Source organism: Bradyrhizobium sp. USDA 3256 (genome assembly GCF_054058275.1).
The window spans coordinates 7992016-8016095 of record NZ_JBSSAE010000002.1 but is presented as its reverse complement, the minus strand read 5'-3'; the positions used below and the strand labels follow the sequence as shown (position 1 = coordinate 8016095).

21 protein-coding genes and 2 pseudogenes are annotated in these 24080 nt (G+C 65.1%); 11 read left to right on the top strand and 12 right to left on the bottom strand.

What is annotated here, in order from left to right; genetic code table 11:
- Positions 1 to 73: 73 nt before the first annotated feature.
- Entirely contained in the window at positions 74 to 307 is a 234-nt protein-coding gene (locus ACVWY5_RS39790) for a hypothetical protein (protein WP_080667385.1), read from the top strand.
- Positions 308 to 1737: 1430 nt separating this feature from the next.
- The gene (locus ACVWY5_RS39785) at positions 1738 to 2859 is read left to right on the top strand and encodes an OmpA family protein (RefSeq protein WP_080667384.1); all 1122 of its coding nucleotides are present in this window, start codon (positions 1738 to 1740) and stop codon (positions 2857 to 2859) included.
- Between the two features lie 178 nt (positions 2860 to 3037).
- Here ACVWY5_RS39785 and ACVWY5_RS39780 read toward each other — a convergent pair.
- Together ACVWY5_RS39780 and ACVWY5_RS39775 are read right to left on the bottom strand one after the other, a co-directional pair.
- Positions 3038 to 4796 (bottom strand): annotated as a pseudogene (locus tag ACVWY5_RS39780) (alkaline phosphatase).
- Positions 4797 to 4910: 114 nt separating this feature from the next.
- Positions 4911 to 5276, bottom strand: coding sequence for a hypothetical protein (locus tag ACVWY5_RS39775; protein WP_028338194.1), 366 nt, complete (start codon positions 5274 to 5276; stop codon positions 4911 to 4913).
- 96 nt (positions 5277 to 5372) lie between these two features.
- Here ACVWY5_RS39775 and ACVWY5_RS39770 point away from each other — a divergent pair, with 96 nt between their 5' ends.
- The gene (locus ACVWY5_RS39770; protein WP_028338193.1) at positions 5373 to 5960 is read left to right on the top strand and encodes a TetR/AcrR family transcriptional regulator; all 588 of its coding nucleotides are present in this window, start codon (positions 5373 to 5375) and stop codon (positions 5958 to 5960) included.
- 279 nt (positions 5961 to 6239) lie between these two features.
- A complete protein-coding gene (locus ACVWY5_RS39765) occupies positions 6240 to 7181 on the top strand; it encodes an IS110 family transposase (protein WP_456671759.1) in 942 nt (313 codons plus the stop codon).
- Positions 7182 to 7236: 55 nt separating this feature from the next.
- On the opposite strand, the gene argG is transcribed toward ACVWY5_RS39765, so the two are convergent.
- The 6 genes from argG to ACVWY5_RS39735 all read right to left on the bottom strand — a co-directional run bounded on the left by argG (position 7237) and on the right by ACVWY5_RS39735 (position 13101).
- Positions 7237 to 8574 carry an argininosuccinate synthase gene (argG, locus tag ACVWY5_RS39760; protein WP_028337355.1) on the bottom strand — a complete coding sequence of 446 codons (1338 nt, stop codon included), beginning with the start codon at positions 8572 to 8574 and terminating at the stop codon, positions 7237 to 7239.
- A 142-nt stretch (positions 8575 to 8716) separates the two neighbouring features.
- Positions 8717 to 9499 (bottom strand): phosphatase PAP2 family protein, encoded by a 783-nt coding sequence (locus tag ACVWY5_RS39755; protein WP_028337356.1) that lies wholly within the window; start codon positions 9497 to 9499, stop codon positions 8717 to 8719.
- A gap of 86 nt (positions 9500 to 9585) precedes the next feature.
- Entirely contained in the window at positions 9586 to 10071 is a 486-nt protein-coding gene (locus ACVWY5_RS39750; RefSeq protein ID WP_028337357.1) for a hypothetical protein, read from the bottom strand.
- Between the two features lie 155 nt (positions 10072 to 10226).
- Positions 10227 to 11441 (bottom strand): 23S rRNA (adenine(2503)-C(2))-methyltransferase RlmN, encoded by a 1215-nt coding sequence (rlmN, locus tag ACVWY5_RS39745; RefSeq protein WP_038377935.1) that lies wholly within the window; start codon positions 11439 to 11441, stop codon positions 10227 to 10229.
- A 75-nt stretch (positions 11442 to 11516) separates the two neighbouring features.
- Positions 11517 to 12110, bottom strand: coding sequence for an invasion associated locus B family protein (locus ACVWY5_RS39740; protein ID WP_051376342.1), 594 nt, complete (start codon positions 12108 to 12110; stop codon positions 11517 to 11519).
- A 154-nt stretch (positions 12111 to 12264) separates the two neighbouring features.
- The gene (locus ACVWY5_RS39735) at positions 12265 to 13101 is read right to left on the bottom strand and encodes an SDR family oxidoreductase (protein WP_028337360.1); all 837 of its coding nucleotides are present in this window, start codon (positions 13099 to 13101) and stop codon (positions 12265 to 12267) included.
- Positions 13102 to 13190: 89 nt separating this feature from the next.
- Between ACVWY5_RS39735 and ACVWY5_RS39730 the strand changes: the two genes are divergently transcribed.
- A complete protein-coding gene (locus tag ACVWY5_RS39730; RefSeq protein WP_028337361.1) occupies positions 13191 to 14171 on the top strand; it encodes an NADPH:quinone oxidoreductase family protein in 981 nt (326 codons plus the stop codon).
- A 199-nt stretch (positions 14172 to 14370) separates the two neighbouring features.
- On the opposite strand, the gene ACVWY5_RS39725 is transcribed toward ACVWY5_RS39730, so the two are convergent.
- A complete protein-coding gene (locus ACVWY5_RS39725) occupies positions 14371 to 14748 on the bottom strand; it encodes a YkvA family protein (protein WP_028337362.1) in 378 nt (125 codons plus the stop codon).
- Between the two features lie 89 nt (positions 14749 to 14837).
- A complete protein-coding gene (locus tag ACVWY5_RS39720) occupies positions 14838 to 15143 on the bottom strand; it encodes a 4a-hydroxytetrahydrobiopterin dehydratase (RefSeq protein ID WP_016847224.1) in 306 nt (101 codons plus the stop codon).
- 212 nt (positions 15144 to 15355) lie between these two features.
- Here ACVWY5_RS39720 and ACVWY5_RS39715 point away from each other — a divergent pair, with 212 nt between their 5' ends.
- The 3 genes from ACVWY5_RS39715 (at position 15356) to ACVWY5_RS39705 (ending at position 19674) form a co-directional block, all read left to right on the top strand.
- Positions 15356 to 16759, top strand: a complete 1404-nt coding sequence (locus tag ACVWY5_RS39715; RefSeq protein WP_244978827.1) for a TAXI family TRAP transporter solute-binding subunit — start codon at positions 15356 to 15358, stop codon at positions 16757 to 16759.
- Between the two features lie 205 nt (positions 16760 to 16964).
- Positions 16965 to 18527 (top strand): alkaline phosphatase D family protein, encoded by a 1563-nt coding sequence (locus ACVWY5_RS39710; protein ID WP_028337364.1) that lies wholly within the window; start codon positions 16965 to 16967, stop codon positions 18525 to 18527.
- A 385-nt stretch (positions 18528 to 18912) separates the two neighbouring features.
- Positions 18913 to 19674, top strand: coding sequence for an N-acetylmuramoyl-L-alanine amidase family protein (locus ACVWY5_RS39705; RefSeq protein WP_410712229.1), 762 nt, complete (start codon positions 18913 to 18915; stop codon positions 19672 to 19674).
- A gap of 22 nt (positions 19675 to 19696) precedes the next feature.
- On the opposite strand, the gene ACVWY5_RS39700 is transcribed toward ACVWY5_RS39705, so the two are convergent.
- Positions 19697 to 20818, bottom strand: a complete 1122-nt coding sequence (locus tag ACVWY5_RS39700) for a hypothetical protein (protein WP_028337366.1) — start codon at positions 20816 to 20818, stop codon at positions 19697 to 19699.
- 87 nt (positions 20819 to 20905) lie between these two features.
- Positions 20906 to 21280 carry a response regulator gene (locus tag ACVWY5_RS39695; RefSeq protein ID WP_028337367.1) on the bottom strand — a complete coding sequence of 125 codons (375 nt, stop codon included), beginning with the start codon at positions 21278 to 21280 and terminating at the stop codon, positions 20906 to 20908.
- Positions 21281 to 21547: 267 nt separating this feature from the next.
- Between ACVWY5_RS39695 and ACVWY5_RS39690 the strand changes: the two are divergent.
- The 3 genes and pseudogenes from ACVWY5_RS39690 to ACVWY5_RS39680 all read left to right on the top strand — a co-directional run bounded on the left by ACVWY5_RS39690 (position 21548) and on the right by ACVWY5_RS39680 (position 24077).
- Positions 21548 to 22313: pseudogene (locus ACVWY5_RS39690) on the top strand (Crp/Fnr family transcriptional regulator).
- 197 nt (positions 22314 to 22510) lie between these two features.
- A complete protein-coding gene (locus ACVWY5_RS39685; protein ID WP_321177108.1) occupies positions 22511 to 23095 on the top strand; it encodes a hypothetical protein in 585 nt (194 codons plus the stop codon).
- A gap of 205 nt (positions 23096 to 23300) precedes the next feature.
- Entirely contained in the window at positions 23301 to 24077 is a 777-nt protein-coding gene (locus ACVWY5_RS39680; protein ID WP_028337369.1) for a response regulator transcription factor, read from the top strand.
- Positions 24078 to 24080 lie beyond the last annotated feature (3 nt).

Genomic DNA, 24080 nt, shown 5'->3' with positions numbered 1-24080 from the left:
TGCGAACTTCGATGGAGCGATCAATGCGCGCGACGCGATCTGCCATCGGCAACCGCCGCGGGGCCTCGATATGATGCCGATCGAGCCTCCCGAGATTCCACCGACGACGCCGGGCACACCGAGCGAACCGCCGCCGGGAATTCCGCCCGGCAGTCCACGCCCCGAGGTTCCGGAGCCGGTGCGCGAACCCGGCGAGCCGCCGCGACCGGACGAGTTGCCCGGCAAGACACCTGACGAATCACCGGTGCGCGGACCGCCTGGACCGTCCGGCCCGCCACCTGCGACAGATCGACTCGCCGGCCGGTGAGTCGCTCTTGCGCCCAAGTTCCACGTCGATTGCAAATGTGTCGGCGCGTTTCTTCTGAACGCGCGGTGAACAACCACACATGCAACCCGTTATAATGTCGAAATAAACTTCGCCGATGATTCGCGGCTCGCCACAATCCGGCCTAACGGCTGGCGGTTCATCGTCCTGCCGAATTGTTCGGTTCTCACTTTGCTTTCCTGCCCAGACTTTCCGCCGGGGACTCCTAGACAATGACAAAGCTTCGTCTCGTGCTGCTTGCCACGACTGCGCTGACGGTGATGCAGTTCGCCACCTCAGCGTCGCACGCCCAAACTTCGCCGCTGGTCGTCGCACAGGCGCAGCAGAAGGAAGAAACCGGACCTGACGGAAAGCCGAAGGCGCGGCCAGCGCCGGGCGCGCCGGGTGCTCCTGCACGTCCCGCACCGCCGGCCGCAGCACCGCATCCGCAGGCGCCACCTCCCGCTGCGGCACCCGCGCATCCTGCTCCGCCGGCCGCAGCGCCCGCGAAGCCGACCCCGCCTGCGGCACCTGCCCGGCCCGAGCCGCCCGCGGCCGCACCGGCAAAGCCGACGCCGCCTCCGGCAGCCGCACCACATCCGGCACCGCCGCCGGCTCCCGCACGGCCCGAGCCGCCTGCGGCGCGCCCGACGACGCCTCCGCCGTCGGCTGCTCCCGCACATCCCACACCGCCTCCGCCCGCGGCTGCCCCCGCGAAACCGGCGCCGGCACCGGCGCGGCCGGAGCCGCCCGCAGCGGCGCCTGCGAAGCCAACCCCGCCAGCGCCGACGGCTGCCCCCGCACATCCCACGCCGACGCCACCGCCGCCGGCCGCAGCACCGCAGCGACCCGGCACGCCGCCGCCTGGCGCGGGACCCGCGCACACGCCGCCGACGCCCGGCGCCACGCCGAATGCCGCGCCGGCAGCTCGTCCCGGCACCCCGCCCGCGGCGGCAACGCCGACACCGACTCCCGCAACGCCGGGAGCTCCGACAACGGCTCCGGCCGAACGCCGCCCTGGCGATCGTCCGGGTGGCGAACGCGGTGAACGTCCTGGCGGCGCCAAGCAACCACCGGGCACGCCGCCCGCGGCGACGTCAACGCCCGCGCCTTCGGCAACGACAACGCCTCCGGCAGCAGGGACACGACCGGGCACTCCGCCCGCCGCGACAGCTCCCGGTGCGACACCGACGCCTCCGGCAGCCGGCGCACAGCCCGCACGTCCAGGCACCCCGCCTGCCGCAACAACGCCTCCGGCACCCGGCGCGACGCCGACGCCACCGGCGCCAGGTCAGCAGGGACGTCCGGCGACACCACCCGGAACGCCTGCGACCCCGGGCGCGGCAATGGGCACGCCTGGCGCGACCCCGGCTCCGGGTCAACCGGCACGACCGGGCGTTGCGCCCGGCGTGTCGCCAGCCCAGGGAGCTGCCATGGGCGCGCCGGCGCCGTCGGTCGTTCCCGGCTCGCCCGCCGCAACGCCACCGCCCGGCCGCGCGCAATACGCGCCGCCGACGGTTGCGCCGGCCTTCCGCGCCGCGCCAGCGGTCGCAGCGCCGCTGCCGCCGCCTCCGCGGCATGACAACATCAAGCCGCTCGCGATCGGTGCCGCGGTCGGCGCCGGCGTGGTGGCCGGCGCCATCATCGGCGGAAGCATCGCCGACCTGCACAGCCAGCGGCAGGAGGTCGTCGAAGGCGGCCGCACCATCTACACCGAGCCGGACCGCGTCATCATCCGCGATCCGGGCGGGCAGGCCTACGTGCGCGGCGACGACGTCTATCGCTTCCGCTATGGCGCGCGTGACATCCGCACCGAGACGGTCGGCGGCGAAACCCGCACCGTCGTGGTTCGTCCCGACGGCAGCGAGATCATCACCGTGGTCGGCTCCGACGGCCAGATGTTGCGCCGTATTCGCAGGGATACCGGCGGACGCGAGGTCGTCATCATCGACAACAGCTATCGCGATCCGCGGGCGGTCGGCGGCTTCTATGTCGACGCGCCGCCGCCGGTGGTCAACATTCCCTATGATCGCTACATCGTCGACGCTCAGGACGCGTCGCCCGACGTGATCTACGAGACCATGGAGGCACCCCCGGTGCAGCGGATCGATCGGCGTTATTCGCTCGACGAGATCCGCTACAGCCCGAATGTCCGCATGCAGATGCCGAGCATCGACGTCAACACGATCAACTTCGACTCGGGATCGTGGACCATCCCGCCGGACCAGGCGGCGAGGCTGCAAGTGATCGCCGACGGCCTCAACCGGGCCATCCAGCGCAATCCGCGCGAGGTGTTCCTGATCGAAGGCCATACGGACGCGACCGGCAACGACACCGACAATCTGTCGCTGTCCGACCGCCGCGCGCAATCCGCCGCCGAGTTGCTGACGCAGCAGTTCGGCGTGCCGGCGGAAAACCTGACCTCGCAGGGTTACGGCTCGCAATATCCGAAGGAGCAGACCGACGGACCGAGCCGCATCAACCGGCGCGTCACCGTCCGCCGCATCACCCCGCTGCTCAACGGCGGCACCGCCTCCGCCGCGCCGCCGCGCTGAGCCGCGACATCACGTTACGAAATGGCCGGGAGCGATCCCGGCCATTTTGCTTTGCGAGATTTGGGAGCAGAAGCTTGGCCCCTCCTCGTCATGGCGAGCGGAGCGAAGCAATCCATCGATCCACGCGCGCGGACAGATGGATTGCTTCGTCGCTACGCTCCTCGCAATGGCGGCGAGATTATTTCCCCGCGCCGAGCCCCAGCGCCTCGACCATGACGCGAAACACCTCGGTGTTGTCCATCGAGCCGTGGACGCGCTCGCTGCCCGGCCCGGTCGCGGTGAGGATGACATCCTCGCCGGAATGCACGCTGGCGCCGATCATCGCCGGCAGATTGCCGAACCGCAGCACGACGCCGGGGACGTCCTTGTACTTGTCGTTGGCCTTGAAGGTGTCGGGCTGATCGCCCTTCACGGTCGGCTCGTTCGGATCGTCGAGCTTGGGACGAAACGTCTCGTAGTGATCCGGCAGGCTGGCCGAGAAGATCGCAAGCCGCCGGCTGACGTCGACGCGTGACGGATAACCTTCGGCGTCCGGCGCCGGATAATTCGGGAAGCCCGCCTTCTCATAGACGCCGACGCGCTCACGCAGCGGCACGTTAGGTGTCGCCGCCATGTCGTCATTGATGGTGCCGACCAGGCTGTTCGGATGGTTGTGATCGGCCACGACCAGGATCAGCGTGTCGTCGTTGCGCGCTTTCGCCCAATCCTTCGCCAGCCGCACCGCATTGTCGAGCATGATGGTGTCGTAGACCGCGCGCTCCATGTCGAGCAGATGGGCGTATTTGTCGATCAGGCCGGACTCGACCATCAGGAAGAAACCGGACTCGTGCTTCGACAGCACCGTGAGCGCGGCCTGGACCCTGCTCGGTCAGGTCCGGCTGTTCGGGGAATTTCCTGACGCCGCCTCCCTTGAGGAATTTGCGGTCGAGCGCGCCGTCCATGTTGCCGACGGCGAACAGGCCGAGCAATTGGCGGGTATCAGGTTTGGCCGCGAGCGTGGTCAGTTCACTTGCGGTGGTCGCGACCGGATAGCCGGCATCGCGGAAGCGCGCGAGATAATCGATATCGTCCTTGCGTTTCGATCCGGACGTGGATTGCGGCAGGAAGTTCGCGGACCCACCTCCCATCATCACGTCGGGCTTCGCGTCGAAATATTGCGCGACGATCGCGTCATAGGCGGCGCGGCGGCGGGTATGCGCAACCATCGCCGCCGGGGTCGCATCCTCGACCTCGGTGTTGGTGACGATACCGACGGCGAGGCCCGCGCGGCGCTTGGCGAGGCTCGCGATGGTCTCGACCCTGGGATCGTCGAGCGGATCGGGCGTGCGATCGGCATAGACACCGAGCGCATTGACCGCGGCCTTGTGGCCGGTGGCGTAAGCGCTCGCGGCATTCGCCGAATCGGTGATGATCGAGTCCGAGCCCGCGGTCGCAACCAGCGCCATATGCGGCATGTCGTCGATCGCGAGCTTGCCGCGGCTCTTGCCCTCCGCAATCCCCTTGGAAAGGATTCGCGCGGCGACGCGATGCGACGGCGACATCCCGTCGCCGATGAACAGGATCACGTTCCTGGCCTTGCGTGCCCCGGTGTCATAGACGGTCCACGTCACCTTCCGGCCCTGCGTGCCGTCGCTGACTTCGACGGCGACCGGCCCGGGCTTGGCGAGCGAGACATCGCGCAGCAACAGCGCCGACTGGTCTTTTCCAGCCTCCCGCTCGGTGAATGTTCCGGACTGGCCGAAAGCGGTCGCGTAGTCAGCGCCATTCAGCGTGACCTTGAGCCTGGCTTGATCGACCACCCCCGGAAGCTCGACCTTGAAGTCGAATTTGGCGCCGACGAGGATATCGGCGCGGTCGATCGGATAGATCGTCTGGGCGAACACCGGCGCTGCCGACAACGCCAGCGTGACGGCCACGCCGGCAACTCGATTGATCATGATCGATGCTCCGCTCCTTGCGCATCCATGCGCATCGGGGCGGAGGCTAGTGGCGGCGGATGACGGCGCAATGAGGCGCCGCCGGGGCGTATTGCCGCAAGGGCCGGCGTGATTTCAGCGCGCCATCTGCTGCGGATCGTAGAAGAAGCGCTCCTCGACCAGCTCCTCACCGCGCCAGGTCTGCCAGGCGACCTCCTCCATGCTGCGGACCTTGCCGTCCTTAGCCGTGAATTCGAAGCGCCAGCAGATCGCCGAATGATCGCCATCGAGCAGGAGCGGCCCGATCCGCGTGGTCTTGACGCCGGCGACCGCGGCCAGCACCGCCGCCTCGCGCGCCGCCAGCGCCTGGCGGCCGACGCGCCACTCGCCGTCATTCTCCTGGGTGCGGGCATCGACCGAATAGAAATTCCTGATCGCGCCGACATGATCGTTGGATTCCACCGTGTCAGCGAAGGCTTGCAAGGTCCTAAGCGAGGGCATCAGCACTCTCCATTTACCGACTGATAGTCGGTATTTATCGACCAAGAGTCGGTAAGTCAACTGGCGCCGCTACGGAACCTGGGCTAGAGATGGACGATGGCAACCCAGGCCGAACGGCGCGAGAAAACCAGAGCCGCCATCGTCAGGGCGGCGCGGCGCATCTTTGGCGAGCGCGGCTTCGCCGCTGCGACGATGGACGGCATCGCCGCCGGCGCGCGCGTCGCCAAGGGCGCGGTCTATCATCACTTCGCGACCAAGGAGGCGGTGTTCGAGGCGGTGTTCGAGCAGGTGTCGCTCGACCTCGTCGCCGATCTCGACCGCATCTCGCGCGCCGAGAACGATCCGCTGGCGGCGATGGCGGCGGGCGCGCAGGGCTATTTCGCGGCGTGCTCGAAGGGCCCGACCGGCCAGATCATCTTGCGCGACGGCCCCGCCGTGCTGGGCTGGGAACGCTGGCGCGAGATCGACGCCAAGCATTTCGGCGGCAAGTTTCCGCGCGCGCTGGCCGCCGCGATGGACGCGGGCGTGATCGCCAAGCAGCCGATCGAGCCGCTGGCGCGACTGCTGCTCGGCGCGGTCACGGAGGCGGCGGTTGCGGTCTCCGCGGGGCCGGACATCAGCAAGACCGGCACCGATTACGCGCGGGCGTTCCGCTCGCTGCTGGATGCGCTCAGGGTGAAGTAGCCGAACGCTCTCTCCACGTCGTCCCGGCGAAGGCCGGGACCCATAACCACAGGAAGGGATCGTGGAAGCGCGCTGGAGCACCAGCGTGCTTCATAAACCACGGCCGGTGGTAATGGGTCCCTGTGTCTTGGAAGTCTGTCAGGATGGGTTGGGCGGGAAGCCGTTGGGTCCTTGGCGCTTGACGCCGTGAGCCGGCTCGGCCTCCCGCCCGTTCCATTACCAACCTGAACAGTTGCACGAGGCTGCGCCAACAGACCTCGCATCACAGGGACAGGCACCGTGATCATACCCCCTCGTTATGTCGGAATCGACGTCTCCAAGAAGCATCTCGATATCTTTGATGAAGCTGACGGCGTGTCCAGGCGCATCGCCAACGCGGCACAGGCCATCACACAGCAGGTGGCGCGTTGGCGATGCGATGCGCTGGTCGTCTTCGAGGCCACGGGCGCCTATGACCTCGCGCTTCGCGAGGCCCTAAGCCAGGCCGGTGTCCGCTTCGCTCGGATCAATCCGGCTCGAGCTCGCGATTTTGCGCGGGCCAGCGGCCAACTTGCCAAAACCGATCCGATCGATGCGCGAATGCTGGCGGCCTTTGGCCGGGTCATGCAGCCGGCAGCCGAGCGGGCCGCCAATCCCGCCCGCAACGCTTTGGCAGGGCTTGCAAAACGGCGGGACCAACTGGTTCTCATGCGCGCGCAGGAGAAGAACCGGCGCAGCGAGGCCGACGACCGCGCCATGGCCGAACGGATCAGTCGGCTCATTGAGGTTCTCGATGGCGAGATCGCCGAGATCGAGGCCGATATCAACGCATTGACCAAGGCCGAGCCGGAGATCGCGGACGATGCGCGGTTGACGCGCTCACTGCCGGGCGTGGGTCCCGTGGCTTGCATGCAGCTGATCGCGAAGATGCCGGAACTTGGACATGTTGGAGCGAAGCAGATCGCCGCGCTCGCGGGCCTTGCCCCCTTCAACGTCGACAGCGGCGCCTTCCGTGGAAAACGCAAGATCGCCGGCGGCCGAAAGCGCGTTCGTGACGCCCTCTATATGGCGGCTCTGAACGCGGTTCGTCGGGCCGATCTATTCAAGGCCTTCTACGCGCGGCTGCGACAGGTCGGCAAACCAGCCAAGCTCGCTCTCATTGCCGTCGCCAGGAAGCTCCTAACGGTCCTCAACGCCATGATGCGCGACAGAAAGCCCTACCTGCAGACCAAGCCGACATAACAGTTGCCGGGTCGCGCTTCGCTTGCCCGGGACGACGAGGCGAGAGAGCGCCGCCTCAGTCCTTGTCGTTCTCAAGCTGGAAGATCTGCGAGCCTTCGCCGCTCGAGATGAGGCCTGTCTTGTTGTAGAGACCGAGCTTGGCGCGGGTGTCGGCGATGTCGAGGTTGCGCATGGTCAGCTGGCCGATGCGGTCGGCCGGCGTGAAGGCGGCGTCCTCGACCTTCTCCATGCTGAGCCGCTCCGGCGCATAGGTCAGGTTCGGGCTCTCGGTGTTAAGGATCGAGTAGTCGTTGCCGCGGCGCAGCTCGAGCGTCACCTCGCCGGTGACGGCGCGCGCCACCCAGCGCTGCGCGGTCTCGCGCAGCATCAAGGCCTGCGAATCGAACCAGCGGCCCTGGTACAGCAGCCGGCCGAGCCGCATGCCGCTGATGCGGTACTGCTCGATCGTATCCTCATTGTGGATGCCGGTGACGAGACGCTCATAGGCGATGTGCAGCAGCGCCATGCCCGGCGCCTCGTAGATGCCGCGGCTCTTGGCCTCGATGATGCGGTTCTCGATCTGGTCGCTCATGCCGAGGCCGTGGCGGCCGCCGATCGCATTGGCTTCGAGGAACAGCGCGACCGGATCCGCAAACGTCTTGCCGTTCAGCGCGACCGGCTGGCCCTCCTCGAACCGCACCACGACCTTCTCCGCCTTGACGTCGCAGTCGGCGCGCCAGAACGGCACGCCCATGATCGGGTTGACGATGGTGATGCCGCTCGCAAGGCTCTCGAGATCCTTGGCCTCATGCGTCGCGCCGAGCAGATTGCTGTCGGTCGAATAGGCCTTCTCCGCGCTCATCTTGTAGGCGAAGCCTTGCGCGGTCATGAACGCCGACATCTCGGCGCGGCCGCCGAGCTCGTCGATGAACTGCTGGTCGAGCCAGGGCTTGTAGATGCGCAGGCTCGGGTTGGTCAGCAGGCCGTAGCGATAGAAGCGCTCGATGTCGTTGCCCTTGAAGGTCGAGCCGTCGCCCCAGATGTTGACGCCGTCCTCCTGCATCGCCGCGACCAACATGGTGCCGGTCACCGCGCGGCCGAGCGGCGTGGTGTTGAAATAGGTGATGCCGCCGGTCGAGATGTGGAACGCGCCGGACTGGATCGCGGCGATGCCCTCATGGACCAGCTGGGTGCGGCAATCGACCAGGCGGGCCTTCTCGGCGCCGAAATCCATCGCCTTGCGCGGAATCGCGTCGTAGTCGGCCTCGTCGGGCTGGCCGAGATTGGCGGTATAGGCGAAGACCTTGGCGCCTTTCAGCTTCATCCAGAGCAGCGCCGCCGACGTGTCGAGCCCGCCCGAGAACGCGATGCCGACTTTTTCGCCGGTGGGCAGGCTTTTCAGAATCGTACTCATAGGACGGTCCAATCGGTCGAAATCAATGATGTTTCTGTTCTGAGCATGATCTTTCGGAAAACCGGCTTCCACTTTTCCGGATCATGCTCTGCGGCGAATATCAAATTTCCGCTGGCGGGGCACGCCTTTAATCAGGCCCCCATCAGGCCTCGGGCTGGCTGGACGCAGCCTTGCCGCCCAGGCGCCAACGCTGCATCCACCGGTAGCCGGGCATCGCAAGGCGCGTCAGCGCGGCATCGACCTGGGCGTCGGTCAGCCGGGTCGCTGCCCAGCGGTAGATCAGCGCGTAGAACAGCCAGACCGTGAAGAACGACACCAGGCCCGCGATCGCCACATCGGTGAAGAAATGGCCGCCGAAGGCCATGCGAAGCCCGCTGGTGACGATGCCGAACACGGTGGCCCCGGCGAAGGCCAGCGGCCGCCACGCGGGCGGCGTCAGCGCCGCCGGCGCATAGGTCCAGAACGCGGTGGCGCCCTCGCCGGAGAAGAACGAGCAGTTGCGCGGGCAGCCGCCGCGCGGGTCCCACCACGGCACGAATTGCAGGTCGCCGCCGAACTGCGTCACGAACACCGGCCGCGGCCGGCCCCAATAATTCTTGAAGGTGAGGTTGGTGAGCACGCCGGCCGAGAGCAGCATCGTGGTGAGCAGGAACACCGCGGCGCGGCCGGACATCAGCATCGGCCGGTCCGGGCGGATGAATTTCCAGACGATGGTCACGATCGCCGGCAGCACCAGCGCCCAGGCGATCCACATCGCCGCATCGCGCGCGAACGATGCCACCGCGTCGAGCTTCATCGGAAAGGTCTTCTGCGCGGCATCGTAGAACATGGCCGCGAGCTTCAGGTCGAGCTCGGGATAGATCCCGAACAGGATGCCGACGATGAGCGCCAGCGCCAGCGCGATGAAAAGTCCGGTCCGGTTCATGGCGCGCGGTTTAGCCGAGGCGGATGAGCATGAAAAGTGCGCGGTCATTCTTTACCCTCCCCTGGAGGGGAGGGTGAGAGCTGTCATCACGGCCGCGGCGATTGCGACGGCAAGGGCGGGGGCGGCGGCAACGGTCGCGACGACTCGCGCCAGGCGCCGGCGGTGCGGCCGGCGATCAGCCAGTAGACCAGGCCCGCGACGATGCCGGCGCCGGTCATGATCTCCATGTGCCGGCGCACGATGCCGTGGAATTGCATCATATCGGGATCGAACGGAACCAGGCCGAGATAGCAGGCCGCGCCGACGATGGCGCCGCCGACGGCGTAGGCCAGCACGCTCCGGATGAAGAACGCCTCGGTGATCAGCACCACGATCAGCGCCGGCAGCAGTGCAAAACCCGAGATGAAGATGAAACCGAAGCCGAGCACGACGTTCACCGCGCTCTGGTCGATCTGCCCGCCGAAATCGCTGATCTCGGGATACAGCACCGCGACGACCACGATGATCCCTGCCACGAAGCAGGCCATCAGGAAGCCGAAGGCGACGACAAACAGGCGGCCGATCAAGGCCATGAGGTCATCCCATCATTGGACAACGTTGACACGAGATCCTCCACCGTCATGGCCGGGCTCGTCCCGGCCATCCACGTCTTACCTTTGTCTCGGCGAGAGAAGACGTGGATGCCCGGGTCAAGCCCGGGCATGACGACGGAATATGTGGACACGTCTCAATCCGTCATCGCCATCGCGCGCAGCGCCTGGCGCTCGCGGGCGGAGAGCTTTTCGGTCTCCGACTTGAGCTGGCCGCAGGCGGCGAGGATGTCGCGACCGCGCGGCGTGCGCACCGGCGAGGAATAGCCGGCGTTGAAGATGTATTCGGAGAATTTTTCGATCTGCTCCCAGTCCGAACATTCGTAGGCGGTGCCCGGCCACGGATTGAACGGGATCAGGTTGATCTTCGCAGGAATGCCCTTGAGCAGCTTCACAAGGAGCTTCGCGTCGTCGAGCGAATCGTTGACGCCCTTGAGCATCACATATTCGAAGGTGATGCGCCGCGCGTTGGAGGCGCCGGGATAGTCGCGACAGGCCTGCAGCAGTTCCTTGATCGGATATTTGCGGTTCAGCGGCACCAGCTCGTTGCGCAGCTCGTCGCGCACCGCATGCAGCGAGATCGCGAGCATCACGCCGATCTCGTCACCGGTGCGCTGGATGTTCGGCACCACGCCAGAGGTCGACAGCGTGATGCGGCGGCGGGAAATGCCGATGCCCTCATTGTCGGCGACGATCAGGAGCGCATCGCGCACCGCGTCGAAATTGTAGAGCGGCTCGCCCATCCCCATCATCACGATGTTGGTGACGCGGCGCGTGCCGTCCTCGCGGTCAGCCCAGTCATTCAGCCGGTCGCGCGCCACCATCACCTGGCCGACGATCTCGCCGGCGGTGAGGTTGCGCACCAGCCGCTGCGTGCCGGTGTGGCAGAACGCGCAGTTCAGCGTGCAGCCGACCTGCGAGGAAACGCACAGCGTGCCGCGGTCGGTCTCGGGGATGTAGACGCACTCGACCTCGTGCGGCCGCTCGACCTTGTCGCCGCTCGGCAACCGCAGCAGCCATTTGCGGGTGCCGTCGTTGGAGATCTGCTCGGCGACCACTTCGGGACGGTCGACGGTAAAATGCTTCTCGAGCTCGGCGCGCATGTCCTTCGAGACGTTGGTCATCTCGGCAAAGCTCTTGGCGCCGCGGAAATACATCCAGTTCCAGAGCTGCTGGGTGCGCATCTTGCGCTGGCCGACCTGCACCCCGATCTCGCCCAGGCGATCGGCGATCTCGGCGCGCGACAGCCCGATCAGCGACGGCTTGGCCAGCGGCACATAGGTCTCGAGCGGAACCTTCTCGACCAGCGCGCTGGCGCCGGAGACGGCATGGGTGGTCACGGTGTCGGTCATGAAACCTCAAATAGGCCTTCCAGCCTGTGCTGGAAAGCCACCAAATACCTCGATTTCAGGCCTTAAGTCGCTTCTCTAGCGTCGGCAGTCCTGCCCGAGCCGGTCGAGCGCCTGCGCCAGGCCCTTCAGCGAAAAGGTGTCCGTCGTCTCGGTGCCCTTGGCCGAGACGGCTTTTACGGTCAGTTCGGCCGATTTGCGCATGGATTCCACCATCCGCTCCTCTTCGGCCGCATTCTTGATCCAGAGGCCGTCACCCTGCGTGTACATCGCATAGGTCCCGCCGCCGACCTGAAGCGTCGATTCGGAGCCCGACTTCACCGTGTAGCCGATCATGATCGAGACTTCGTTGACGACCTTCTCCGCCGGACGGGTGGAGATGAAGGCATAGGCCGGATCACGCGGCCGGTTCGCCGGATTGGTCTTCGACGACGACGGCTTGGCGAGCGCAAAGCACACCTTCTTGCCGTTGGGCGATGCCGTGTACGCGCCCCAGGTCCCGAATTGGCCGATCAGCGTCGGCTCCGCGCCGCCGGCCGCAGCCGCGGCAGCCGAAGGCGCCGGCTTGGCTGCTTCCTTGGCCGTATCCTTCTTGGGCGCAGCATGCGCCGGCGCGAGGGTGATGAACCCGCACAGGATACAAGCAACCAGTGATGTCAGAATCTGCCGCACGGCCAACTGGTTCCCCCATCATTGTGACTGCAAGATGGCCCGGCGATTCCCCTCCGCCGGCTCGGATGGATAACCGGGAAACGCTTTTTTGGGAAGGCAGTTAGGCCGAAAGACGAACGCCGCTCACCGTCGCGCGCGTAATCGCGACGCGTTATCACCTGGCGCGCGCAGCGCGCTGCTTCTCCCATTGCGCATCGGTCCATTGCAGCAGGTCCTCGGCACCGGAACTGCGCAAGTGCGCGCCGCCATCCTGCACCACCATCTCGCCGTTGATGTAGCCAGCCTGATCCGAGATCAGGAAGGTCGCGAGATTGGCGAGCTCCGCATGCTCGCCGGCGCGGCCGAGCGGATTGCGATGCGCCCAGCTCTCGCCGCGCCCTTCGGGACGCAACTGTCCTGTCGCACCTGCGGTCGGGAACGCGCCGGGCGCGATCGCGACGGTGCGGATGCCCTTCGGGCCCCACTCCACCGCCAGGCTCTTGGTCATTGCCAGCACCGCGGTCTTGGCCATCGAGGACGGCACCGTGAACGCGCGCCCGGTGATGGTCGAGGTCGACAGGATCGAGAGCACCACGCCCTTGTGCTTGCCGTCGATCCAGCGGCGGCCGGCGGCGAGCGTGCAGTACATCGTGCCATGCAGAGTTGGCGCGAGGATCGCGTCCGCCGCACGGAATGACAAATGTTCGCTCTGCGCAATAAAGGTTGCGGCAGCATTGTTGACGAGAACGTCGATCGGCGCGTCCTGCCAGACCTGATCCATCATCGCTTCGACCGCTGCACCGTCGCGGATATCGCAGCGCGCGATGGAAACCTTGGCGCCAAGCTCGCTGCGGAATTTTGCTGCGGTTTCCTCCAGCAGCCCCTCGCGCCGCCCGCAGATGATCAGTTCGGCGCCGAGTTCAGCAAAGCGGTAGCCCATCGCAGCGCCAAGGCCGGAGCCGCCGCCGGTGATCAGGATGCGCTTTTTCGCTAGCAGGCCTTTTTCAAACATAGTTTGATCCCTCCGCACTGTATTGTCGCTCCGCCGCAAATCCGGCATGAAGCTTTCAGCTCTTTTGCGTCCGAAACTCAGGTGTGTCCATGAAAGCCATCCTCTGCTCGCAATACTGTCAACCCGACGATCTCGTGCTGGCTGATGTGCCCGATCCGGTGGCCGCGCCAGGCGAAGCCGTGATCGCGATCAAGGCGGCGGCGCTGAATTTCTTCGACATCCTGATGATCCAGGGCAAGTACCAGATCAAGCCGCCGTTCCCGTTCTCGCCGGCCGCCGAAGTTGCCGGCATGATCGAAAGCGTCGGCGCCGGCGTCACTGACCTGAAGGTCGGCGATCGCGTCGTCGCTTCCTGCGGCCACAACGGCGCGCGCGACAAGATCGCGCTGCCGGCGAATTCGATCGTGAAGATTCCCGACAATCTCGACTACGACCGCGCCGCCGGCATCATCATCATCTACGGCACCGCGCTGCATGCGCTGGAAGATCGCGCAAGCCCGAAGCCGGGCGAGACGCTCGCGGTGCTCGGGGCCGCCGGTGGCACCGGCCTTGCTGCGTGCGAGCTCGGCAAACTGATGGGCTTGAAGGTGATCGCCTGCGCCTCATCGGATGAGAAGCTGGCATTCGCCAAGCAACACGGCGCCGAGCTGACGCTGAATTATGCTAAGGAAGATCTGAAGGAAGGCCTGCGCAAGCTGACTGACGGCAAGGGTGCCGACATCGTGTTCGATCCGGTCGGCGGCTCCTACGCCGAGGCTGCGCTGCGCTCGACCGCATGGGAAGGCCGCTTCCTGGTGATCGGCTTTGCCGCCGGCGACATTCCGAAGATCCCGCTCAACCTCGCGCTGCTGAAAGGCTGCGATATCCGCGGCGTATTCTGGGGCGCATGGGCGCGGCAGAATCCGGAGAAGAACCGCAAGAACCTCGAGAAGCTCGTGCAATGGACCGCGGAAGGCAAGATCTCCTCGCATGTCGACCGCACCTTCCCGCTGTCGCAAACCGCGGAAGCCCTGAAGGTGCTCGCCGGCCGCAAGGCGATGGGCAAGGTGATCCTGCACCCGGGAAGCTGAAGAATTCCGCAGCCCGGATGGAGCAAAGCGAACCCGGGTTACGCCTTAACCTCGCCTTGAAAAGGGGAGGTCGCTTTGCTCATCAGAGCAAAGCGGGTGGGGATCGGCTCTCTCCACATACAGCGGCGCCCGCCGCTGACCCCCATCCCGACCTTCCCCCTTTCAGGGGGAAGGGGAAGAGCCTCCATTCACGCCACGCTCATTTCTCTTCCGGCACCCCGCGCTTCAGCGCGGCGCGGGCGGCATCGCGGTGCTCCGGCGTGATGTGGCTCGTCACCATGCGGATGGCGGTTGCGAGCACCGCGGCGTCATCGGTGAAGCCGAGAATCGGCAGCATGTCGGGCACGAAATCGAACGGCAGGATGAAATAGGCGATCGCCCCGAGCAGCGCCGCCTGCACATGGCGGGGCGTCTGCCGGTCAAAGGCGCAGTAATAGGCGGCCAGCAGGTCCTCCGCGAAAGGCAGGCTCGCCACCACCTTCTTGAACTTGATCCAGAAACGGCGGCGCACGCTTTCGGGGTCCTGCGCCAGCCGGTCGGCAGGCCCAAATCCCACGCCGTGTTCGCTCGATGTCATCGCAAGGTTCCTCGACGCCGCGCCAGTTCGGCGGCGGGCGATGCGAATCTGGGGATATCAGCGGACCCGTGCAAGGTTCCACCGCGGGGTCAACTGACCCCAAGCTGCCTTGCGATCGCGTTCATGGCCTTGGCGAGGTCGATGTCGCGCTTGGTCACCCCGCCGACATCGTGGGTCGACAGCACCACCTCGACCGTCTTGTAGACGTTTTTCCACTCGGGATGATGGTCGCTCTTCTCGGCGACCAGGGCGGCGCGGGCCATGAACCCGAAAGCCTCGTTGAAGTCCTTGAACACGAAAGTCTTGGCGATCGCCTCGCGGCCGGACGTCTCCGACCAGCCGGCCAGTTCCCAAAGGGCGGCCTTCCTCGCCTCCGCTGACAGCCGTTCGACCATGGTAACCCTCCCGTTTAGCGCCGATTTTAGCCTAACAACCGGCCTCCGGGATGGGATCCACGCCCAAATTAAGGCCGAAATCGCGTCCTATCGCCGCTGGTAACCATGACGGAGTTGTAACATCTGTCCATTCAGTAATTTGCTACACATAGAGGATGTATGCGCGTTGGTAGTTTTGCGAGATTGAGCCCCGACGATTGTTTGCGAGATCGATGACAGACGGCTCCGCCAGCATGTCGCCCAAGCCGCTGCGTTCGGCAAAGCGGCGGCTGATGTTCGTTTTGATCGCGGGCGCGCTGGCCATCATCGGCACGTTGCTGGCCGGCTATTATTTCGCCGTGCGTCCGGTGACGCTGCGGATCGCGGTCGGTCCTGCCAACAGCGATGACCTCAAGGTCGTGCAGGCGCTGGCGCAGGCCTTCAACAACCAGCAGAACACCCAGGTCAAGCTGAGGCCGGTGCAGACCGAGGGCGCTACCGCCAGCGCCCAGACGCTGGCCGACGGCAAGGCCGATCTCGCCATCATCCGCGGCGATCTCGAGGTGCCGAAGAATGCCCAGGCGGTCGCGACCCTGCGCAAGAATGTCGTGGTGATGTGGGTTCCGCCCGCCAAGGGCAAGGTTCGGAAATCCGCGCGGATCACCAAGATCGCACAGCTCGCCGGCCGCAAGATCGGCGTCGTCGGCCGCACCCCGGCCAATGTCAATTTGCTGAAGCTGATCCTGACGCAATACGGCGTCGACCCGATGAAGGTCGAGATCGTTCAATTCCCGGCCAATGAGGCGGCGGAAGCGATCAAGAATCTCAAGGCCGACGCCTATCTCGCCGTCGGCCCGGCCAACAGCAAGATCACGATCGATGCGATCACGGCGTCGGTCCGCGACGGCGGCGAGCCCAGCTTCCTTGCGATCGACGCCTCCGAGGCGATCGCGCAGAACCATCCGGCCTATGAGGCCGCGGAAATCCCCGCGGGCTCGCTCGGCTCCGCCGACCGGCCCGACGACGAGGTGAAGACGATCAGCTTCTCGCACCACATCGTTGCGCGGAAGGGCCTGTCGGACTCGACGGTCGCAGCATTCACGCGGCAATTGTTCGCGATCCGGCAGTCGCTCAAGACCGATTTCCCGCTCGCCGCCAAGATCGAGACGCCGGACACCGACAAGGATGCCACCATTCCGGTGCATCCCGGCGCCGCCGCGTTTGTCGACGGCGAGGAGAAAACCTTCCTCGACCGCTACAGCGACTACATCTGGTGGAGCCTGATGGCGTTCTCGGCGATGGGCTCGGCCGGCGCGTGGTTCGCCGGCTATCTCAAGCAGGACGAACGCAACACCAACACCTCGCAGCGCGAACGCCTGCTGGAGATGCTGAAGACCGCACGGCAAAGCGATTCGATCGAGGAACTCGACCAGATGCAGGCGGAGGCCGACGACATCCTGCGCCACACGCTGGACTGCTTCGAGCACGGCGCCATCGAGGAAGGCACGCTGACCGCGTTCAACATCGCGCTCGAGCAGCTTCATAACGCCGTCGCCGACCGCAAGGCGCTGCTGTTTAGCATGCCGCAGAATTTGCAACGGGCTGCGACGCAGTTCCGGGCGGCGGGCACGGCGTAGAGGGCGCCCCCATTCTCTATCCGCAAACTCCCCTTGCCTCTCCCGCTTGCGGGGGGAGGGAGCCTGAGAGGCGTGCACACCTTACGATCTGGGCAGTTGCCCAGTCTCCCGCTCCCGCGCTTCCCTGTAATCTCTCCGTCATGGAATTTTTCTAGGTCTTGGCGCGCCTGCGGCGCATTGTCGCTGTGACCTGAGGAGGCTCCCCATGACGATCCGGTTCTCGCGAAATCTCACCCGCCGACGCTTTCTCTCCACGGCGGCTGCGGCCGGCGCTGGCGTGATCGCGATGCCCTATCTGTCGCGCGCCGCCGACCGCCCCGTGATCACCCATGGCGTGCAGTCCGGCGATGTCGGCGTCGACGGCGGCGTGGTGTGGGCGCGTGCGGACCGGCCGTCGCAGATGATGGTCGAGGTCGCGACCACCGAGTCCTTCAAGGACGCCCATACGCTGCCGCCGGTCACGGCGCTGCCCGAGAGCGACTTCACCGCCAAGATGCTGCTGGAGAACCTGCCCTCCGGCCAGGACATCTTCTATCGCGTCCGCTTCCGCGACCTCGCCCATATCGACATCGTCGGCGAGCCGGTGGTCGGACGCTTCCGCACCGCGCCGAGCGATCGCCGCGACGTCTCCTTCGTGTGGGGCGGCGATGTCGCCGGCCAGGGCTGGGGCATCAATCCCGACGACGGTGGCATGATCACCTTCGCCGCGATGAAGAAGCACGCTCCGGATTTCCTTCTGCACTCCGGCGACACGATCTACGCCGACGGCGTGATCCCCTCCGAGGTGAAGCTTCCCGACGGCAAGATCTGGAAGAACGTCACGATACCCGAGAAGGCCAAGGTCGCCGAGACGCTCGACGAATACCGGGCCGCCCACAAGTATAACTTCCTCGACAACAACGTCCGCGCCTTCAATGCCGAGGTGCCGATCTTCGTGCAGTGGGACGATCACGAGGTGACCAACAACTGGTCGCTGTCGAAACAGCTGCCGGCGGCCTACAAGGAGCGCGACATCACCGTGCTCGCGGCGCGCGCGGCAAAGGCCTTCCACGAGATGTATCCGATGCGCGAGAGCATCGTCGAGCCGGGCCGCGTCTATCGCACGCTGAGCTACGGTCCGCATCTCGACGTCTTCATGCTCGACGAGCGCAGCTATCGCGGCTCCAACGGCCCGAACCTGCAGGAGCAATACGGCCCCGACGCCTATTTCATCGGCCCGGACCAGATGGCCTGGCTCAAGCGCGCGCTGCTCAACTCGCGCGCCACCTGGAAGGTGATCGCCTCCGACATGCCGCTCTCGCTGATCGTCTATGACGATGCGGCCAACAAGAAGGGCTCGGAAGCCTTTGCGCAGGGCGATGGCCCGGCGCGCGGCCGCGAGCTCGAGATCGCCGATATCCTGCGCTTCATCAAGACCGCGGGAATCGTCAACACGGTGTGGCTGACCGCCGACGTGCATTACGCCGCCGCGCACTACTACAACCCGAACAAGGCCCAGTTCCAGGAGTTCGATCCGTTCTGGGAATTCGTCTCCGGCCCGCTGCATGCCGGCACGTTCGGTCCGAACGAGCTCGACAACACCTTCGGCCCCGAGGTGAAGTTCATCAAGGCGCCGGGCGAAGGCAACCAGAACCTGCCGCCGTCGGCGGGCATGCAGTTCTTCGGCCACGTCAGGATCGACGGCAAGAGCGGGCAGATGATGGTGAGCCTACGCGACCGCGTCGACGCCGAGCTGTGGGCGATCACGCTCGACCCGAAGCCGGTCTAGTTCGGTCACAGCCACGGCGGAACCGGACTCTTTGTCTTGACGGCCTTGCCTCCAAGGCGAGGCAACGCGATTGCCGGGGATGGACCTTCCCGGCCTCTTCCGGTACCGATGTCAGAGCCGTTATGCTGGGGGCCCGGAGGGGCGGAGCATGAGGCGCTGCGAATTCTTTCGCGTGCTCGGTGGTATCGTCGCGAGGTTTCGGCCTCGCCGCTTTTTGGTCGTCGCGATCGCAGTGTTCGCGCTGCTGCCGATCGAAGCCAGCGATGCCGGCTGGCTGCCCGATCTCTTCAGGAGCTCACCCAAGCATGCCAAGTCGCCGAAGCGCGCGAAGGCGACAAGGGCTGGCAAATTGGCAAGGCACCGCGCTCCGCCCAGGCACCGCGCCATGCGGCTGGCCGCCCTTGGGCCAGTCACCCTGCCGCTTTCAGCTCTCAAGCCGGCCGCTGCCAAATGCGATCCCGCGACGTTCCGGATCGTGCTGGATGTCGGACATACCGCGCAATCGGAAGGCGCGATCAGTGCGCGGAATGTTGCCGAGTTCACCTTCAACCTGCGCCTTGCGAAGCTGATCGAGGAGAGGTTGAAAGCCGAAGGCTTCGCCGAAACCAGGCTGCTGCTGACCGAAGGCAAAGCGAGACCGAGCCTCTTCAAGCGGGTCGCCGCCGCCAACAATCTGCACGCGGATCTGCTGATGTCGATCCACCATGACTCCGTGCCCAACAAGATGCTCGAGGACTGGGAGTTCGAGGGCAAGAAAAGCCACTTCAGCGACCGCTTCAGCGGCTACTCCGTGTTCGTCTCCCGGGACAATCCGGACTTCAAGACCAGCCTCCGGTTCGCCGAACTGGTCGCCGGGGAAATGAAGGCCCAGGGCCTGCATTATGCCGAGCAATACAGCCAGGCTATCATGGGTCGTTACCAGCACCCGTTGCTGAACAAGGATACCGGCGTCTACAGCAATGATGAACTCATCGTGCTGAGAAAGACCGCGATGCCCGCGATCCTGCTGGAGGCGGGCTCGATCATCAACCGGGACGAGGAACGCGAGATGAACTCGCCCGAGCGCCAAAACCTCATCAGCAGCAGCGTCGCTTCCGCCGTGAAGGAATTCTGCGAGCCGCGATGGGCGCTGCTCGGTCCACCCTGACGGCCGAGCGATCAACTCCTCCTCAGCCCGGCTTGCCCGACTTGATCTGCTTGAACTTGGCAAGCGCCTGCTCGAACTTGGCGTTGAACAGCCACATCGCATCAAGGATCTCGCGGAAGGTCGCGGATGTTCTTGCCCGGTCGGCCCGACCGAACGCGAAGACGCTGTTGTTGCGCAGATATCGCATGATCCTGGGATCGGAAATTCTGTAGCCGACGAGGTTGCCCGATTTGAGCGCTGCCCTGGTCGGCGTGGGAATGATCTGGATCAGCTCAAAGACCTTCATCTGATCGATCGGGTCCGGCAGGGCTTTCTGGATCGCCGCGACCTGCGGGAAAAGTTCGGCGTGCGCGTTCATGAGGCCGTCCCGCACGGCGGTCCAGTGGTTGAACCTGTGGTCGAGGTTGCCGACCCGTGCCTCTTCCCGGTCGTCGCGACGGCTCAGCGCAGGATCGAGCGTCGCGATCGACCCCTTGATGGCGGCCCACTTCCTTCGGCCGTCGCGATCCTCGGACGGGCCGGTCTGCAGGCTTCCTTTATAGGTGTTCGATCGTGCATTGCCCGCATTCTGCTTGCCGTTCGTTTCGGCAAAGAAGAGGCCGAGGCTGATACGGCCCGCGACGGCGGCGTCGGCGGCGTCAAGACCCTTGGCCCGCGCGATCACCGTCGCCAGATCGACCACGTCCTTGAATGGCGTATCGGATGTTTGCGCACCGGCGGGCGGCGCCTCCATGACGTCGAAGAGCTTCCTGTACTCATCGAGCAGCGGCTCATTGGCGGCGTCGAAATAGGCCGGAGGGATTCCGGAGTGGCCAGGCCGTCCAATCCTGGACGGAAGCGCATCGGTGAGATCCTTGTATGCGCTCATCATCTCGACGCGGGCCAGATAGAGAGCCTGGCCCGGCAGATTCGGCAGCGGCTGATTGGCATCTATCTGGGCGCGGCGCTGGCGCAGGATGGCCTCGAAATTCTTCAGGGCATTGTCGTAGGTTTCGCGGGCAGCCGACTGCGCGCTCGTCAGCGCGGCCGGCTCGGCGATCGCCGGCGACACGAAACCGGCGATCGGATGCATTGCACCCGGCGCGAGGAACAGCCCAAGAGAGAGCACTGCTGCGGGCGCAGCAGCAGATGTCCTGTTCGCCATGACGGCTTCCCGATTCGTCACCGAATCCGACGCACCGGATCGTAGACGACGAACGCGCCGGCGGCGAGGCCGAAGCCCCGCAATCCGTCACTGTCGCCTTCGCAGCGCCGCCTCCAGCGCCTCGCTCGAGCACGGCTTGGTCAGCCGCGGCTTGTCGGCGAGCGATGCCGGCAGCCGGATGTCCGCACCATAACCCGTGACGAACGCGAACGGCACCTTGAGCGCATCCAGCCGCTCGGCGATCGCGAACGTCTTCTCGCCCCTGACGAGGCCGACGTCGAGCAGCGCGAAATCCGGCGCGCGTTCGGCGATCAGCTCGAGCGCGCGGGCGACGCTCGCAGCGGTGCGCACCGTGCGGGCGCCGAAGCCGAGGATGGTGTCCTCGAAATAGAGCGAAATGATCGGATCGTCCTCGACCACGAGAACATCGCCGGGCATGCCGGCATTGGGAGCGAAGTCCATGGGCGTGCCAGTTTCCGTTTGCTAGAGCTTCTTGTCTTGACGCGTTTTCTTCACGCGAACCGATGTCCACTTCGCTCGAAAACGCTCCAAGGCATGGATGAAAGACCGGATCGCTCCGGCCGGATGGCCCACGACCGGCGCCTGAGAGCACGCCGGCTGTTCCCGAGGTGAAACCATCACATCGCTGGCCGCGCCGTCTGTTCACTAGTGAACATAAATCCGGGAACCTTTCGATTATTGTCGGCGTTGGGTTTTCAGGAATTTCCCATGATCGCGAAACGGACCGAGTTGGCCGGGACGAGTGACCGGCCGTTCAATAATCTTTTGCGCCGGCTGAATGACGCCGATTACCAGTTGATCGCACCGCATCTGGGGCTGATCGACACGCAGGCCAATGACCTGCTCTACAGCCCCGGCGATGATGTTCAGACCGTGCATTTACCCGTGTGGGCCGAGCCTCGTCTCGTACATGGTGCCCAATGAGGACGGCCGCGATGTCGAGACCATTCTGGTCGGTCGCGAGGGCGCGGTCGGCGGCATCGTCAGCCAGGGCTTCCTGCCGGCCTATACCCGCATCACCGTCAAGTTCGGCGGCCCGTTCGCGCGACTGCCGATCAGCAAGCTCGACGCCGCCAAGCTGAAATCGATCTCCGTGCGCAACATCTTCGCGCGCTATGCCGATTGCATGCTGGCGCAGATTTTCCAGTCGACCGCCTGCAACGCGATCCATTCGATCGAGCAGCGCGCGGCGAAATGGATCATCTCGGCGATGGAGCGCACCAATGGCAACGGCATGGTGCCGCTTACCCATGAACAGCTCTCGACTTTGCTCGGCGTCGGCCGCAGCTACACCAGCCGCGTGATCCAGAACTTCAAGGCGGAAGGCGTGCTGGAAACGCGCCGCGGCGCGATCGTGATCCGCGACGCGGACAAGCTGCGGCAGCGCTCCTGCCTGTGCAACGACGCCGTCAAGGATCATTTCGAGGAAGTGCTGCGCGGCGTGTATCCAAGCGAGGACAACCCGGCGAACTAGGGTGTGTACTTATAATTCATCGCATCCGCCATGCTTCCGGAAGCCCGCTAAACCCGACATCGCCGTAGGGGTCGTCCTATCGCCCCAAGCCCGCGCGCTTAATGAGCGCTTAACGCTTTTGCGCAACAGATAGGATCACCAGCGCGGAATTAGTCCTAGTTATGAGTGCGAGCCGAGCTCCCGAGGAGGGGAATCGGATGGGACTGCTTTTTGTCGGAGCGCTGGCAGGAATCCTGGTCGGCTTTGGCTGGTTCGCGCCTTCCCGAGGGTATTTCCTTGGGTGTGGGTCAAGACCCTGTTTCGACAAGGTTGCAGTCGCCCGACCCACAGAGCCAATGCCGGCGGCGTTAGCGCCAGCGCCTGCGATCGTGAAATCGAATTCTGCAACCCTGGCAAAATCCGGCAGGAGACCATCATCGAAGAAACACGGACCGCCCGACCTCGCCAAGGCGGCGTCCCCGCGGACGAGGATCAACGTCCCGACACCCGAACACGCCGCGGACGCAGCAGATCCTGTCCTCACCAAAGCGAAGGTCACGATTGCAGCGCAGATAGAGGATCCGGGATCGGCCGAATTCAGCGACATGAAGCGCGCCATGCGAAAGAACACGTTCGGACGCGCCGTGGATACGATTTGCGGGCGCGTGAAAGGAAGAAGTGCGTCGGGCGGAGAGACTGGAGGGAGGCCGTTTCTGTATCTTGTGAAGGAGGATGAAGCGTATGTCGTCGACGGCAAGTCGGGGTCGGCGGCGTCAACGGCGTATCGAAATATCTGCAAATAGGGGATGCGTCGACCGCGCCACGGCGCGCGTTCAAATGATTTGATCGGAAAGAATTTCCACCGAGGCGCCAGGCTATCCCGCAATGGATGCGATCCTGATGTCGGGGCTGCGCGTGATGATGCATTCAGGATGAATGCCGCAACGGTAAATGCGCAATACGGATCGATGGAACTGTCGCAGAAATTCTTTTCATTCCGAGGAAATCATGGACGACATAACGGACTCCTCAAAACGGCTCAATGGAGCGCTTCACGTACCGGTTCTGGTGATCATCGAGCCGCACCTGTTGCCGCGCACATGTATTCTCAACGTCCTCAGACGGGAATTGGCCGACTTCGAGATCCTCGACATGGCAACGGTCCGAGGCCTGGACTGCATGTCAGCCCGCGACATTCGTCTGGTGCTGCTGAGTATCGCGGACAAGCCCATCGGCGATCCCTCGGTCGAGGACGATCTCGCCTTCGTGGCCGAGTACTGTCCCAATGCTGCCGTCGCAATCCTGTCAAACCATGACGACGAGCCGACCGCACAAGCCGCGATGCAGCGGGGTGTTCGCGGCTTTCTTCCCACCTCGCTACCAATCGAGGTCGTCATAGCCGGCCTGCGCCTTGTTCTTGTCGGCGGCGTCTACAGGCCGTTGCCGGTCGCCGAAATGAACAGGATGCCGGGTTTCGATCCGCCGGACGCGCGCGGGCTTGCGTCCGCATATCTGATGAACGAGGCAGCCAGGGCGGTCATCGACAGGAGCGATCTCACCCCTCGAGAGCAGCACGTTCTGGCGGAATTGGAGCTCGGCCTGCCCAACAAGCTGATCGCAGCCAAATTGAAGCTCTCGGAAAGCACCGTCAAAATGCACATTCAGCATATCATGAGGAAATGTGCCGCTCACAATCGCACGGAAGCGGTCCTCCGCTGGCGCGGCCGGTCGCTCGCGCAGAATCGCGATCACGACCCGGGTGCAGCCCCAATGCCGGAGACCTAGTCA

Bases quoted from the DNA above. Each gene is read 5' to 3' on its own strand.
- rlmN (WP_038377935.1), bottom strand. From the start codon at position 11,441: ATGACCGACACCGTGACCACCCATGCCGTCTCCGGCGCCAGCGCGCTG.
- argG (WP_028337355.1), bottom strand. From the start codon at position 8,574: ATGAGTACGATTCTGAAAAGCCTGCCCACCGGCGAAAAAGTCGGCATC.
- ACVWY5_RS39680 (WP_028337369.1), top strand. From the start codon at position 23,301: ATGGACGACATAACGGACTCCTCAAAACGGCTCAATGGAGCGCTTCAC.
- ACVWY5_RS39705 (WP_410712229.1), top strand. From the start codon at position 18,913: ATGCGGCTGGCCGCCCTTGGGCCAGTCACCCTGCCGCTTTCAGCTCTC.
- ACVWY5_RS39720 (WP_016847224.1), bottom strand. From the start codon at position 15,143: ATGGTCGAACGGCTGTCAGCGGAGGCGAGGAAGGCCGCCCTTTGGGAA.
- ACVWY5_RS39750 (WP_028337357.1), bottom strand. From the start codon at position 10,071: ATGGCCTTGATCGGCCGCCTGTTTGTCGTCGCCTTCGGCTTCCTGATG.
- ACVWY5_RS39770 (WP_028338193.1), top strand. From the start codon at position 5,373: ATGGCAACCCAGGCCGAACGGCGCGAGAAAACCAGAGCCGCCATCGTC.
- ACVWY5_RS39755 (WP_028337356.1), bottom strand. From the start codon at position 9,499: ATGAACCGGACCGGACTTTTCATCGCGCTGGCGCTGGCGCTCATCGTC.
- ACVWY5_RS39775 (WP_028338194.1), bottom strand. From the start codon at position 5,276: ATGCCCTCGCTTAGGACCTTGCAAGCCTTCGCTGACACGGTGGAATCC.
- ACVWY5_RS39785 (WP_080667384.1), top strand. From the start codon at position 1,738: ATGGGCGCGCCGGCGCCGTCGGTCGTTCCCGGCTCGCCCGCCGCAACG.
- ACVWY5_RS39695 (WP_028337367.1), bottom strand. From the start codon at position 21,280: ATGGACTTCGCTCCCAATGCCGGCATGCCCGGCGATGTTCTCGTGGTC.
- ACVWY5_RS39715 (WP_244978827.1), top strand. From the start codon at position 15,356: ATGACAGACGGCTCCGCCAGCATGTCGCCCAAGCCGCTGCGTTCGGCA.
- ACVWY5_RS39700 (WP_028337366.1), bottom strand. From the start codon at position 20,818: ATGGCGAACAGGACATCTGCTGCTGCGCCCGCAGCAGTGCTCTCTCTT.
- ACVWY5_RS39730 (WP_028337361.1), top strand. From the start codon at position 13,191: ATGAAAGCCATCCTCTGCTCGCAATACTGTCAACCCGACGATCTCGTG.
- ACVWY5_RS39790 (WP_080667385.1), top strand. From the start codon at position 74: ATGCCGATCGAGCCTCCCGAGATTCCACCGACGACGCCGGGCACACCG.
- ACVWY5_RS39685 (WP_321177108.1), top strand. From the start codon at position 22,511: ATGGGACTGCTTTTTGTCGGAGCGCTGGCAGGAATCCTGGTCGGCTTT.
- ACVWY5_RS39725 (WP_028337362.1), bottom strand. From the start codon at position 14,748: ATGACATCGAGCGAACACGGCGTGGGATTTGGGCCTGCCGACCGGCTG.
- ACVWY5_RS39735 (WP_028337360.1), bottom strand. From the start codon at position 13,101: ATGTTTGAAAAAGGCCTGCTAGCGAAAAAGCGCATCCTGATCACCGGC.
- ACVWY5_RS39710 (WP_028337364.1), top strand. From the start codon at position 16,965: ATGACGATCCGGTTCTCGCGAAATCTCACCCGCCGACGCTTTCTCTCC.